The sequence below is a fragment of the Spongiibacter sp. genome (genome assembly GCF_984394615.1).
Genome location: NZ_CFHTQA010000063.1, coordinates 1 through 13287 on the forward strand (window position 1 = coordinate 1; position 13287 = coordinate 13287).

Annotated in this window: 13 protein-coding genes; 11 read left to right on the forward strand and 2 right to left on the reverse strand. The window is 56.7% G+C overall.

Annotated features, from left to right (window positions below):
• Nucleotides 1–126: 126 nt before the first annotated feature.
• From AC5DB9_RS15860 to AC5DB9_RS15875, 4 genes are all read left to right on the forward strand, one after another.
• Nucleotides 127–300 carry a hypothetical protein gene (locus tag AC5DB9_RS15860; protein ID WP_286855072.1) on the forward strand — a complete coding sequence of 58 codons (174 nt, stop codon included), beginning with the start codon at nucleotides 127–129 and terminating at the stop codon, nucleotides 298–300.
• Between the two features lie 51 nt (nucleotides 301–351).
• Nucleotides 352–828, forward strand: coding sequence for a hypothetical protein (locus tag AC5DB9_RS15865; protein WP_272993507.1), 477 nt, complete (start codon nucleotides 352–354; stop codon nucleotides 826–828).
• Nucleotides 825–1193: a hypothetical protein gene (locus tag AC5DB9_RS15870; protein WP_272993510.1), complete on the forward strand. Its 369-nt coding sequence runs from the start codon at nucleotides 825–827 to the stop codon at nucleotides 1191–1193. Before AC5DB9_RS15865 ends, AC5DB9_RS15870 begins: the two co-directional genes overlap by 4 nt.
• Before the next feature lie 622 nt (nucleotides 1194–1815).
• Nucleotides 1816–2151, forward strand: coding sequence for a hypothetical protein (locus AC5DB9_RS15875; RefSeq protein WP_272993513.1), 336 nt, complete (start codon nucleotides 1816–1818; stop codon nucleotides 2149–2151).
• 7 nt (nucleotides 2152–2158) lie between these two features.
• On the opposite strand, the gene AC5DB9_RS15880 is transcribed toward AC5DB9_RS15875, so the two are convergent.
• Both AC5DB9_RS15880 and AC5DB9_RS15885 read right to left on the reverse strand, forming a co-directional pair.
• Nucleotides 2159–3664, reverse strand: a complete 1506-nt coding sequence (locus AC5DB9_RS15880) for an EAL domain-containing protein (protein ID WP_272993516.1) — start codon at nucleotides 3662–3664, stop codon at nucleotides 2159–2161.
• A 118-nt stretch (nucleotides 3665–3782) separates the two neighbouring features.
• Entirely contained in the window at nucleotides 3783–5141 is a 1359-nt protein-coding gene (locus AC5DB9_RS15885; protein ID WP_491732087.1) for a cytochrome P450, read from the reverse strand.
• 306 nt (nucleotides 5142–5447) lie between these two features.
• Between AC5DB9_RS15885 and AC5DB9_RS15890 the strand changes: the two genes are divergently transcribed.
• The 7 genes from AC5DB9_RS15890 to AC5DB9_RS15920 all read left to right on the forward strand — a co-directional run bounded on the left by AC5DB9_RS15890 (nucleotide 5448) and on the right by AC5DB9_RS15920 (nucleotide 13184).
• On the forward strand, nucleotides 5448–6620 hold the full coding sequence (locus AC5DB9_RS15890; protein WP_028968124.1) for an acyl-CoA dehydrogenase family protein: 1173 nt from the start codon (nucleotides 5448–5450) through the stop codon (nucleotides 6618–6620).
• A gap of 44 nt (nucleotides 6621–6664) precedes the next feature.
• On the forward strand, nucleotides 6665–7438 hold the full coding sequence (locus AC5DB9_RS15895; protein ID WP_022957840.1) for a 3-hydroxyacyl-CoA dehydrogenase: 774 nt from the start codon (nucleotides 6665–6667) through the stop codon (nucleotides 7436–7438).
• A gap of 138 nt (nucleotides 7439–7576) precedes the next feature.
• The gene (locus AC5DB9_RS15900; RefSeq protein WP_272993519.1) at nucleotides 7577–8746 is read left to right on the forward strand and encodes an acyl-CoA dehydrogenase family protein; all 1170 of its coding nucleotides are present in this window, start codon (nucleotides 7577–7579) and stop codon (nucleotides 8744–8746) included.
• Nucleotides 8747–8755: 9 nt separating this feature from the next.
• Nucleotides 8756–9883, forward strand: a complete 1128-nt coding sequence (locus AC5DB9_RS15905; RefSeq protein WP_272993521.1) for an acyl-CoA dehydrogenase family protein — start codon at nucleotides 8756–8758, stop codon at nucleotides 9881–9883.
• 50 nt (nucleotides 9884–9933) lie between these two features.
• Nucleotides 9934–11487 carry a long-chain-fatty-acid--CoA ligase gene (locus AC5DB9_RS15910; RefSeq protein WP_272993522.1) on the forward strand — a complete coding sequence of 518 codons (1554 nt, stop codon included), beginning with the start codon at nucleotides 9934–9936 and terminating at the stop codon, nucleotides 11485–11487.
• A gap of 17 nt (nucleotides 11488–11504) precedes the next feature.
• A complete protein-coding gene (locus AC5DB9_RS15915; protein WP_272993524.1) occupies nucleotides 11505–12737 on the forward strand; it encodes an iron-containing alcohol dehydrogenase in 1233 nt (410 codons plus the stop codon).
• 39 nt (nucleotides 12738–12776) lie between these two features.
• A complete protein-coding gene (locus AC5DB9_RS15920) occupies nucleotides 12777–13184 on the forward strand; it encodes a DUF6841 family protein (RefSeq protein WP_272993526.1) in 408 nt (135 codons plus the stop codon).
• The last annotated feature ends 103 nt before the right edge of the window (nucleotides 13185–13287 follow it).

Below are 13287 nucleotides of genomic sequence, written 5' to 3' on the forward strand. Positions count from 1 at the left end.
ATGAGGTGATGCTATCACCTCTAATTAGGTGGCCAAATTCACTATGCCACTACAAGAAAAGATCCTGAGTATATAGAACTCAAACACAAGATCGCTACCTGGAGAGCACAAGGGAAAGGCGTCGTCATGGAAGGCATCGAAAACATAGGCCACCTAAAAGCGGCTAAGGCACTAAATACCAGCCATGCGCAAGGCTACCACTACTCCGAGGCATTGCCTTTTTTAGACGCGGTTCAGTGGACCAGAGACCTCAAGACGGAACAGGCGAAGAGCATAGAGGCCCAACAAAGCAGAGCCTGACACCGACACCCACCTTCTTAACATCACTCAATGACACCAGAGGACACTTAAGTGTTAACACCGTTAGCAAAACAGAAACTTAAGTTTTTTCTATTAGCCATATTAGTTTGCACAGCAGCGATTACCTTGCTACCTACGCCGCTCTCCAGCAGAAGCACCAACATAGATGCCAGCACGAGCGGCATAGAACCTAGGCAAGATAACGGCCTCACACAAAAAGCTTCTGCCCGGTTAACCGTAGAAGTCGCAAACGGCGTGGATTTCTTATCAAAAACTGAACTACGCCTCGGTAGCCGACTACAAAAATTTCGTGTCGCAGTCGCCTCAAAAAACCTTTCAAGAACTAAGTTCTGTTACTACACCACGTGGAATGATCACACCGCCAACGGAAACCGCTCACCGCTGAAAGGAGAGCTTACTTCTGACAGATCGGGAATTATTAAAATCGACGAAACCAACCCCGATTTAGAAAAATACTCAAACGCAGCAATAACAGTCACAACAGCAACTGATGGGGTATGCCCATGAAAATAGCCACGGCTATAGCCAGTGTTCTGCTGTGCGCGATATTGCTGAATATAAAACTTCTGCCAGAAAGGGTGAAGTTCACACCTAATCGAAGCATTAACTATAACGGGCTGTTGCTAGATTTAGCCCACGAAACAGAGTCCAAGCCCTCTGGAGAGAAATTCCTTCACATTGTCATAGAGCCAAAGACAAACGAGAAAGTTAAGTTTCTTCTACGAGTTACATGGCTGCATCAAAACGGCGTTGTTTTCTCCATAGATAACGGATGGCTCGAACAGGACATACAAAAAGACGAGATACGGGCTTTTGCATTCCCCTACCCCATGCTAGCCAGCGACTACATGTTGAGCGTGATAGAAATATGAGACCAAACTATATCATCGCAACTCTATTTATAGCGTCTGTTACAAATGCAGCCCCGCCCCCCAGCCAGTTATACAAAGAGCTAGAGGCTAGATACCTTCAACTCCAGAACACATCAAAGGTGATCCGCAAAAAAATAGACTACTGTAGCCACTGGCTCCCTCCCGGCGACGAAGCATCAAAAGCAAGCATCTCCAGGCTAGAATTGCTGGAACAAGCCGTCGCCAACACAATGGACAAAATAGAGCAGTGCTACAACAGCACGAGATGGATAGCAAAGTCGCTATCAGATCTAGCCAAAAACAGACCACCACCCGAAATAGCGGGCGATCGACTTCATCTATATGGTGCAAGTGAACAAAAAGTTAGAGAAATATGTTACGAAAGCCCAGCAGATACCGCCTACTACCTAACCAAGCTAGAGACATGGCTTACCACCATGCAATCCATTTGTCGAACTCGATAGACCACATCGTAACCACTTTAGGGCTTAGGATCTGCGTTTTGGGCCCTAGCTCTTGTAGGGAGCGATTGCTATCCGCCATACACGTAACAAGGGGCTCAAGCCGACAGTACTACGCTGCGCTCCGTACCGGCGGCTTAGCCCAGGCGTTATCAGTCCGTGTGCCCGATGCGTTTATCGAGGGGATTGCGGCGATGGGGCGCGAGTATCTGAGCTTTGGTCCGGCTCACCACAGGGGTGAGCAATGGGATTTGGTTTATCTGCAGTTTTCATTTGGCGATCAGCTTGTGGAGGTTGGCAGTGACAGGAACTGCCGAATCAGGGAAGCGAGTTCCGGCGAATGGCATAGCAAGGTGCTGAATTTTACGCGCTATCAAACCCTTCCTGTTTACGGTCGCAGGGTGAGGATCATGGATAAGGCGGATCTGATCGCCTACAAGCGGATACTGGGGCGCGAGGTCGACCGGGAGGATATTCGGCAGTTAGGCGGGGTCTGAGCGGTTCTCAACCCCTGCCGTCCCCTGTTTCGTTGTTGATCGGGGTAAATACCACGGCGTAGCCGCGTCCGTTGATGCTGGCAATGCGCGTCAGGTCGCAGGCAACGGCAAAGGATTTTTCCTGCCCCTGGTAGATGAGTTTGATCTGGCCATAGCAGGTGGCCGGTGCGCTGTCCTCGTCGGGCAGTACCAGCCCGCGCTGAAGGAGGTCGGCGAGGCTGCCGATGTCGTTTTCCGCCAGTAGCAAGTGAGCATGCCGGTTGAGCTGGATGATGTCGCCGTGGGTGGTGGCTTTCAGAAAGGGGACAGGGATGTTGATGCTCGGGTCGATAAAGCGGTCCTGACTTTTGAGCTGGGTAAAGCCTTCAAAGCATTCGTTGATCATCAAGTCGTGCTGGCTGCCCCGATCTTTGCGGTAACTCATTACACAGAAGGCATGCTTGGGATTGCCGTTGGGGTAGAAGGTCCACGAGGTGTTGACTTCCCGCTCACCGCTGTCGAAGCGCAAGCGCATGCTTTGCAGGCGAATACGCACATCATTGCTCATATCTTCAAAGTCGCGGGCTTGCAGCTCCGTCAGTGAGGAGACTTCCCAGAAGGCCAATGCGGCATTGTTGGCCCAACTGATGGTTCTGTCGTCAAAATCCCAGACCCAGACCGGGTTGTGTTTCTGTGCGAGAAACAGGCGCTCGTCGTGGGTAAAGTATTCGGACTTGAAGCTGGGCAGCGCATCGTGTGGGGCCGCGCCGAGAAAGCGGTTGCTCTGATACCAGTCCAGCAGTTGGCTGCGGTCGATGCCGCGACTGTACAGGTAGCCCTGTGCGCGCTGCGCGCCGAGATTCACCATCATATTCTGCATGTGCAGCGATTCGATTCCTTCCACAACGCAGTCCCAGCCGAGATTGTGGGCGAGGTGGATAATGGAGGAAACGCCGGCGAGGCTTACGCGATCATCGAGGGCGTGGCTGACAATGCTGTGGTCGATTTTAACTTCGCTGAACACGTTGAGCTTGGCGCGGTCCAGCGTGGAGAACCCTGTCCAGAAGTCGTCGATGCTGAGTTTGATCCCCATTCTGAACAGCTCGGTGAGATTGGCTTTGGGCACCATGTCGTCGATGCTGGCGGATTCTGTCACTTCAAAGGTCAGGCCCAGACTGAGGCAGGCTGATTTCTCCAACGCGATGGCGACATCGCGGGCGAAGTGGCTGTCTTCCAGATCCTGTGGCGAGATATTAATGGAGAGCTGGCCGGTAAAGCCGTGCTGGTATAGCTGGTCGCGGGCGTCGAGTGTTTGCGCTAGCACGAGCCGTGTCAGCAGATAGGTCTGCCCGGATTCTTCCAGCATGGGAATAAATCGGGCGGGAGAAATGTTGCCGTATTCAGGACTATGCCAGCGCGCGAGCGCCTCAAATCCGGTGACTTCCCCTGTGCTTAAATGGATTTGTGGCTCGAAAATGGTGTAGAACTCGCCGCGCTGTATGCCTTCAACTGGATCGATTTTTATTAGGCTCAAGGTGGTGACTCAACATACACGCCAATACCGGGTCAGTATTGGCGGCTGCGGCGATGGCGAGAATGCGGTCTAGTACCTAGCGCCGTTGGGATAAGTCACAGTGCGGCGGTAATGCGGCCTACAGCGGCGTGAAGGTGACGGGCAGGCCATCGGCGGGGAAGATCAGCGGCACCCAGCTCCTCGGCATTTCGTAGCCTGCTTTGACGCTGATGTTGTAGCGCGTGAGCAGGTGGAACAGGAAGAGCTTGGTTTGTACTTCGGCAAAATTGAGGCCGAGGCATTTGTGCGCGCCACCGCCAAAGGGAATCCACTGGAAGAAGTGCTTTTTGTCTTCGGCGCGGGCCTTGGAGAAACGCTCGGGATCAAACTGTGTGGGGTTGCTCCAGTATTCCTCCATGTAGTGGGTGAACAACGGCGACAGGCCAACCGAGGTGTTTTTGGGGATGTGGTAGCCGAACAGCTCCATGTCTTTGACGGTGCGCCGGGGGATGGCCGGAACCGGCGGGGACATGCGCAGTGCTTCCTTGAACACCAGCTTGGTGTCTTCCAGCTTGGAGAGGTCGTCGTAGCTCAGTGATGCTGTGCCCAGACTCTGGTATTCCTCGCGCAGGCGCTGTTGCCACTCGGGGTGTTTCGCCAGCGCATAGACGATGGAGCAGAGCGTGCTGGTGGTGGTGTCGTGGGCGGCGAATAACAGGAAAATAATATGGTCGCGTACCGCACTGTCGGAGAACACATTGCCGTCTTCGTCGGTGGCGTGGCAGATCTGCGAGAAGATGTCCTGCGCTTCGGTTTCGCGCTTGGCGGCAATATGCGTCATGACAAAATCTTCGAGGTGTTTCCGGCCTTTCAGGCCGCGATACCAGAGCGTGCCCGGCACCGGAATTTTGAAGACGGCCATGGAGGCGAGCATGGTGTCGACGAAGGCGGTGTTCACGCTGCTGGCTTCATCGCCCATTTCCACACCCAGAAAGACTTCGGCGGCCACTTCCAGCAGTAGCTGTTTGACGGCGTGCTGAAAGAAGAAGGATTTGTTCTGTGGCCACGCCGTCAGCCCGCGCTCCAGATGCGGGTTCATGGTGTCGAGGTAGCCCTCAATGGCACTTTTCTTAAACGCGCTTTGCAGGATTTTCCGGTCGTAACGGTGGGCGTCGGCGTCTTTGAGCATCAGGCCATCAGGGAACAGGCGGTCGAGCAGCGGGTTCCAGGCGAGGCGGCTGGAGAACTGCCCCTCGCTGTTTTTCAGCACGATTTCATTGGCTTCGGGGCCGAGCAGCATCAGGTTGTGCTGGAGCAGGGTATTGCCGCGAGAGATCAGCCCGAAGCGGCGGTAGCGTTGCTCCACCAGACCGCGATAATCCCGCAGAAAGTGGAAGGTTTGGCCGAACAGCGGCAGACCGCTGTCGCCGGGGATATGGGTCAGATTTTTGTTCGGGCGTCGTGGGTAGTCGCTGTAGTTGATGCTTGGGCTGCTCATGCTTCACCTGCTGTTGGCCGCCGTTAGGGAGCTAGCGGCGATTCCATTCGATTTTTTTGAAAACAGTAGGTCAGTCGCTCAATGCCGTCTAGTCATTGAGCGACGACCGTAGTCAGGTCGCGCCAGCACGCTTGTTCTGAAATTTTTTGTAAGAAAATGTCAATTGTATGTCACGGCGAATCATTGCCGCTTATGTGGCAGGAGAGCGATGCTTGTCGCCGGAATAACCGGGTCGTCATCAAGGGCGGCTGTGATAACAACAAATTATCGGGCGCTTGCAGCCCGGTCACTGATGAGAGACTGACTATGCTTCCGAGAAATTTCACCGAAGAACAGCAGATGTTCCGCGCGGCGTATCGCAAGTTTCTGGAAAAGGAAATTGCACCGAATGTAGAGCGCTGGCGCGAGCAGGGCATTGTGGATCGCGAGGCGTACACCAAGGCGGGTGAGCAGGGTTTTCTGATGATCTGGCCGGACGAGCAGTACGGCGGTATGGGTGACCACGACTTCCGCTTTGAGCAGATCATTATCGAGGAAACGGCGAATGTCTACGCGGGTGACTGGACCAATACCCTGCACAGCCGTTTGGTCGGCCCCTACCTTGACCGGTTTGGCAGCGACGAACAGAAAGCGCGCTTTCTGCCCAAGTGCGTGAGCGGCGAGTGCATTCTGGCCGTTGCGATGACCGAGCCGGATGCCGGGTCGGATCTGGCGGGTATGCGCGCTACCGCAAAAGACATGGGTGACCACTGGCTGCTTAACGGCGCCAAGACGTATATCAGTAACGGCATCAATGCGGATCTGGTGGTCGTCGCGGCGAAAACCGATCCCGAAAATAACCCGCATGCGATGGGGCTGTTCCTGGTTGAACGCGGCATGGAAGGTTTTGAGCGCGGCCGCAATCTGAAAAAAATGGGTATGAAGGCACAGGACACCGCCGAGCTGTTCTTCAACGACGTACAGGTTCCCAAAGAAAACGTGCTGGGCGACCCGACTCTGGGCTTTGTTTACCTGATGCAGGGCTTGGCGGAGGAGCGTCTGATTGGCGCGGTGGGTTTCCTGGCGGCCGCTCAGAAGGCCTTTGAGGTGACCCGTGACTTTGTTATGGAGCGCAAAGTGTTTGGCAAGCCGCTGTCGGCAATGCAGAACACGCAGTTCCAAATGGCCGATCTGCGCACAGAAATCGATGTGGCACAGGCATACGTTGATCAGTGCGTAGCGGTGCATAACGAAGGCAAGCTGACCGCCGAAGATGCGGCCAAGGCGAAACTTTATACCAGTGAGGTGCTGTGCCGAATGGTTGATGAAGGCGTGCAGTTGCACGGCGGTGCCGGGTATATGGATGAGTATCCGATTTCCCGCATGTACACCGATGCGCGCATTACCCGCATTTTTGCCGGGACCTCCGAGGTGATGAAGCTGATCATTGCCCGGGATCTTTTTTCTGACAAGTTCGCGCCGTATATCGACCGGACTTGAGTGGCTGTTACCGAAACCATTAATGATAAATTGAGGAGCACACAATGGATGTAAACGGAAAAGTTGCGCTGGTTACTGGCGGCGCATCAGGGCTGGGGCGCGCAACGGTAGAAATGATTGTTGCCGCTGGCGGCAAGGTGGCGATTCTGGACATGAACGAAGGTCTGGGTAACGCACTGGTTGCCGAGCTGGGCGCAGATAACTGCCTGTTCGCGGCGACCAATGTTGCCGACGAGGCGTCGGTGCAGGCGGCGGTGGATGCCACGCTGGCCAAGTTCGGGGCGATTCACATTTGCTGTAACTTCGCCGGTATTGGCAATGCGATAAAAACCGTCAGCAAAAATGGCGCGTTCCCGCTGGATCAGTTCAAGCGTGTCGTCGACGTTAACCTGATCGGCACCTTTAACGTGCTGCGTCTGGCGGCGGAAGTGATGAGCAAGCAGGACCCGCTGGATGATTTCGGTGGTCGTGGTGTGATCATCAACACGGCCTCTGTGGCGGCGTTCGATGGCCAGATTGGTCAGGCGGCTTACAGCGCCAGTAAAGGTGGCGTGGTCGGCATGACTCTGCCCATTGCCCGCGATCTGGCGAGCTACGGTATTCGTGTTAACACGATTGCGCCCGGCCTGATCGACACCCCGCTGCTGGCGACCCTGCCGGAAGAGGCGCGTCAGTCGCTGGCGGCATCGGTGCTGAATCCCAAGCGTCTCGGCCTGCCCGAAGAAATCGCCAGCCTGGCGATGCACATTATCAGCAACGATTACCTCAATGCCGAAGTCATTCGTATGGATGGCGGCATTCGCATGCAGCCACGCTGAGTTTGCATCCATCGGCTGCGCCTGACATTGTCGTCGGGCGCAGCCAGCAAACGGCGCCCAATGACCTAGCTGCAGGAGGTGTATCTGATAGCCTGACTTCAGGCTCAAAGCTTGCCTCCCATAATAAGAGAGAATGCTATGCACGCGACGTTTTCCCCCGAAGAATTGGCCTTTCGTGACGAGGTCAGAGCCTTCCTTCGAGACAATTTTGACGAGCAACTTGCCGCTCGGATTCACAACCCCAAGACCTTCAAGACCGCGACCATTGAGTGGCAGAAAAAGCGCTACGACAAAGGTTGGGTTGCGCCCGGCTGGCCCGTTGAGCACGGCGGCTGTGGCTGGACGGACACGCAGAAGTATATTTTCGACAGTGCGCTGGCCGAGATCGGCGCGCCGGATGTGCCGCCGTTTGGTCTGAAAATGGTCGGGCCGGTGATTTACACCTTCGGCAACGACGAGCAAAAACAGCGTTTTCTTCCCGACATCCTGACCGGGGACACCTGGTGGTGCCAGGGCTATTCAGAACCCGGCGCGGGCTCGGACCTTGCCGGTTTGCAAACCCGCGCCGAGCGCGATGGTGACGACTACATCATCAACGGCACTAAAATCTGGACCACCTACGCCCAGTACGCTGACTGGATTTTCGCCCTGGTGCGTACCGATAACAGTGGCAAGCCCCAGCAGGGCATCAGCTTTCTGCTGATCGATATGCGAACCGCAGGCATCACCGTGTCGCCGATTATTGCCATTGACGGTGAGCATCACCTCAACGAAGTCAGTTTCGACAATGTGCGGGTGCCGGTGGCCAACCGCATCGGCGAGGAAAATCAGGGCTGGACCTACGCCAAAGCACTGCTCAGCCATGAGCGCACCGCGCTGTCGGGCATTGCCTACTGCAAGCAGGTGCTCAGCAAGGTGCGGCGCTATGCGGCGGAGGAAAATGATGATGGCAGCCGCCTGCTGGATGACCCGGTGTTTCAGGCGCGTATGGCCGATATTGAGATGGAGTTGATGGCGCTGGAGTACACCGAGTTGCGTGTGCTGGCGACCGTGGCGCAGGGCGGCGCGCCGGGCATGGAGTCGTCACTGCTCAAGCTGAAGGGCACCGAGCTGCAACAGGCCGTGCAAAGTCTGCAGTTTGATGTGGCCGGGCTCTACGGCAGCGTGCTGCCCACCGAACATGAGGTGGGACATGCCTTCGGCGACCGCAGTCGTCGGGAGTATATGTATGGCCGCGCCTGCACTATTTACGGCGGCAGTAATGAAGTACAGAAAAACATCATCGCCAAATTCGGCCTAGGACTGTAGGAGCGCGCCATGGATTTTTCATTAAGTGATGAGCAGCAGCTGCTGAAAGACAGTGTCGATAAATACATGCTGGAGCGCTACAGCAGCGAGCAGCGCCGCGGCTACATGAACGCGGAGGCGGGCTTCAGCAAGGCTGTCTGGTCGGACTTTGCCGAGCTGGGCTGGCTGACGGTGCCCTTGCCGGAAGCATTGGGTGGTTACGGTGGCAGTGTGGTGGATACCTCTCTGCTAATGGAAGCATTTGGCCGGGCAGCGGTTGTTGAGCCCTACTTGGGAACCGTACTGCTGGGCGCCCAACTGCTTGCCGGTGGCAACAATGCGACGCTGCAAGCTCGCTACCTTGAAGAGATTTTGTCCGGCCAGTGTCAGGCGGCTTTTGCGTATTTGGAGCGTCGCAGTCGGCATCAGCTAACGGCGATCGACAGCCGGGCCGAACGGCAGGGCGAGGGGTTTGTTCTGAACGGCAGCAAATCTCTGGTACTCAATGGCATGGCCGCCGATGTGATTTTGGTCACCGCGTGGCTGGAGGATGCGCTGGCACTGTTTGCCGTTCCCGCAGACAGCGCCGGGCTCAGCCGCGAGGCCTTCCAGTTGATGGATGGACAGGCGGTGGCTAACCTGCGTTTTGATCAGCTGACGCTGGCGACTGACAGCCTGGTTTGTGAGCCTGCAGACAGCCTTGCGCTGATTCAGCGGGTGATCGACGAGGCGACCATCGCCGTGGCCGCGCAGGGACTCGGCGCGATGGAAACGCTGTTGAAAGCGACCGTGGAGTACAGCAATACCCGCAAGCAGTTCGGTCAGCCTATTGGCAAGTTCCAGGCCCTGCAGCACCGCATGGTGGATATGTATACCGCGACCCAGCAGTGCCGTTCGCTGTTGGTGCGAGCCCTGTGCTCACACAGCGCGGGTGAGCCGCAGGCGGCCATGGATATTGCCGCGCTGAAGAGCATGATCGGCAAACTGGGCCGTGGTGTCGCGGAAGAAGCCGTGCAACTGCACGGGGGGATGGGCGTGACCGAAGAGTTGAGTGTGGGTGATTACCTCAAGCGATTGATGGTCATCGACAGTCTGTTTGGCGACAGCGCCTGGCAGCGCCGGCGGTTTGCCGAGCTGCGCTACGGAGATGCGGCGTAACGCGTCTCCGCCTTGGCTTTACAACAATAATGCACGACAGGAGCCAGTGAATGTTCGAAAGCTATCTTGATTATCTGTCCTTTCAGGTGCGCATGCGGCCCCGGCAGCTATTTGGCAGCGACGGCCTGCAAAGCCTGACTTACGCCGAGGCTTGGCAGCGCGCTGGCCATGTGGCCGCTGCCTTGCAGCGAGAAGGCTTGGGCGCGGGTGATCGTGTGGCGATTCTCTGCAAAAACTCGCTGGATAACCTGCTGGTGTTCTTTGGCTGCGCGCGTGCAGGCATGGTGCCGGTGGGCATTAACTATCGGCTAACGGCTGACGAAGTGGGGTTTATCGCCGAGGATGCCGAGGTGAAGCTGCTGTTCGTGGACGGCGAATTCGCGCCCTTGATCGGCCCCTTTCTGGCGAAGAAACCGCAGGTGTCTGTCTTGGGTGACCTCGATGGCGCCCCCTCACTGTCAGGCTGGCTTGAGGGTGTGGGTGAGCCGGTCGATGTGGCGATCCGCGCTGACGACGTGCTGTTTCAGATGTATACCAGTGGCACGACGGGACTGCCCAAGGGCACCTTGCTGACTCACCACAATGTGATCTGCAACAGCGTGCAGGCGCCGCTGACCACCGGTCGGGCGCCGCGGGCGGGGGATCGCTCTCTGCTGATTGCCCCGACTTTCCATGCGCTGGGGCTGGTTGGCGCGCTGATGGCGATCTACTACGGCAGCTCGCTGATTATTCACCGGGACTTTGACCCGGTGGCGATGGTGGACACCCTGCGCGACGACAATATCAATTACCTGTCGGTGGTACCGGTGATGCTCCAGTTTGCGCTGGCCTGCGTTCCCGACATCGATAGCTACAGCTTCCCGAATCTGAACTGGATGAATTACGGCGCATCGCCTATTTCTGTCGATCTGCTGACGCGTTGCCTTGAGGTTTTTGATTGTGAGTTCTATCAGGGCTACGGTCAGACCGAGGCGACCACAGCATTGACCTTCCTTACGCACGATGACCATATGCGTGCGCTGGAGAGCAAGCCGGAACTGCTGCGCTCCTGCGGGCGGCCGGTGTTTGCTACCGAGTTGCGGATTGTGGATGACCAGGGCAAGACACTGCCCACCGGAGAGATTGGCGAAATTCTGGCGCGTGGCCCTCAGGTGATGAAAGGCTACTGGAAGCGTGAAGAAGCAACGGCCAAGACGGTGGTCGACGGTTGGCTGCATACCGGTGACGCGGGCTACCTGGATGACGAAGGGTATTTGTACATCAAAGACCGCGTGAAAGATCTGGTGATTTCCGGCGGCGAAAATATCTATCCCGCCGAAGTGGAGAACACGCTGATGTCGCATCCGGCCATTGCCGATGCGGCGGTGATTGGTGTGCCGGATGAAACCTGGGGCGAGGTGCCCTTGGCGGTGCTGGTCGCCGGTGATCAGGGCCGGATCTCGCTGGAAGAACTGACGATCCACTGCCGCAAAACGCTGGCTGGCTTCAAGGTGCCCAAGCATCTCGAATACGTCGATATGCTGCCGCGAAATCCCAGTGGCAAAATCCTCAAAAAAGAGCTGCGTGCCAGCATTTTGCCTAAGTACACGGCAGAGAACGCCTGACGGTAAGGAGTCTGGTTGTGAGTAAATTGATTCGCACGGCACTACATCGCCTTTATCTGGCGTTAATCGCCATTCCTTTCAAGCTGATGCCGTCGCTGGCCTATATGACCTTCAGTGGCGCTGGCAGTACGCAGCAACTGTGTCGACATATTGCCCGGCAAGGCTACAGCCGAGTACTGATCGTCAGCGACGGGCCTCTGGTGGCCTTGGGGATTGTGCAGCGTGCCATCGATGCGCTGGAGGCCGAAGGGGTGAACTGCACGGTTTACGATGGCATTTTGCCGGACCCGACGTTTGCCATGGTTGAGGAAGGGCTGGCTATGTGCCGTCAGCACAACTGTGATGCGGTGCTGGCGATTGGCGGCGGCTCGTCAATTGATTGCGCCAAAACGCTGGTGAGTAGCTTCAGCAACGGCGATGATCCGCGCAAGATGGTCGGCTACTTCAAGGTGAAGAAGACGCCATTGCCACTGTTTGCACTGCCGACTACCTCCGGCACCGGCTCCGAGGCAACCATTGCGGCGGTGGTCTCCGATCCGGCGACGCACGAAAAATGTTTTATCGCCGATCCCAAGCTGCTGCCTCTGGCCGTAGCGCTGGATGCCGAGCTGCTGTTGGGGATGCCCAAGCCGATTACCGCCGCGACGGGCATGGATGCGCTGACCCACGCCATCGAGACCTACATCAGCTTGTGGGGCTCAGACAGCAGTAATGCGTACAGCCGCGCTGCGGTATCGATGATTTTTCAGTATCTGCCCCGTGCGTATCAAGATGGAAGCGATGCCGATGCCCGGGAACAAATGGCACTGGCGGCTTACTATGCGGGGATGGCGATCAACAGTGCCAGTGTCGGCAATGTCCACGCGATTGCGCATCAGCTAGGGCGGCATTACAGCACGCCGCACGGTCTGGCGAACGCCTTGGTCATGCCCGCCGTGCTGCGGTTTTCTGCGGCAGCCGCGCAAGCACCTCTGGCAGAACTGGGGCGCCTGATCGCTGCGGCTGCGGTCGGCGACAGCGATGCTCTGGCAGCCGACAAATTCATCGATGCGGTAGAGGCGATGAATCGCCGTCTGGATATTCCCTCTCAGCTCGACAGCCTGCGAGAGGCGGATATTTCCGCGATTGCCGCCGATGCGGTCAAGGAGGGAGCAAGCTATCCTGTACCTGTACTGATGAGCCGCGCCGAATGCCAGGATATTTTGCGGCAACTGCTGCCGGGTGCTGCAACCGCAGAGGCCTTGGCTTGAGCGGGTAACTTTTAACTGTGGTTTGCGAGGGGAAGGATAGTGTCTGAGTCAGAGGTATCGGCATTTATGCATGAGTATTGCCGTGCATTCCGTCCCGGGAATGCGTCGGCCATGCCGCGTTATTTCCACTTCCCGGCCTCGCTGATGGCCAGCGGTTTGCGCTTGTCTATCAATGCCCCGGACGAGCTGGTGCAAATGCTGTCGGTCGGCTTGTCGGATTTGGCAGCGGCGGGATTTTCCCATTCGGAAATTCAGGATATCCATGTACACGAGCTGGCGGATGATATTGCCCTGGTGAGTGCCCGCTACCATCGCCTGAAGGCTGATGGCCGTTTGTTGGAAGAAATCGCTGCGAGCTACACCTTGTATCGCGAGGCGGATAGCGGCTGGGGGATTGTGGCGATTGTTACCCACGATCCCGATAGGGTGATTGCTGCCAGTCGCTGAGTCTGAGCGGAATTAAAAAGGCCCCTTCGCCGGGGCCTTTTTTGTTTGCGGTGTCCCGTCCTGAAATAGGTTTACACCCACGAGGCCTATTTATGGATACCAC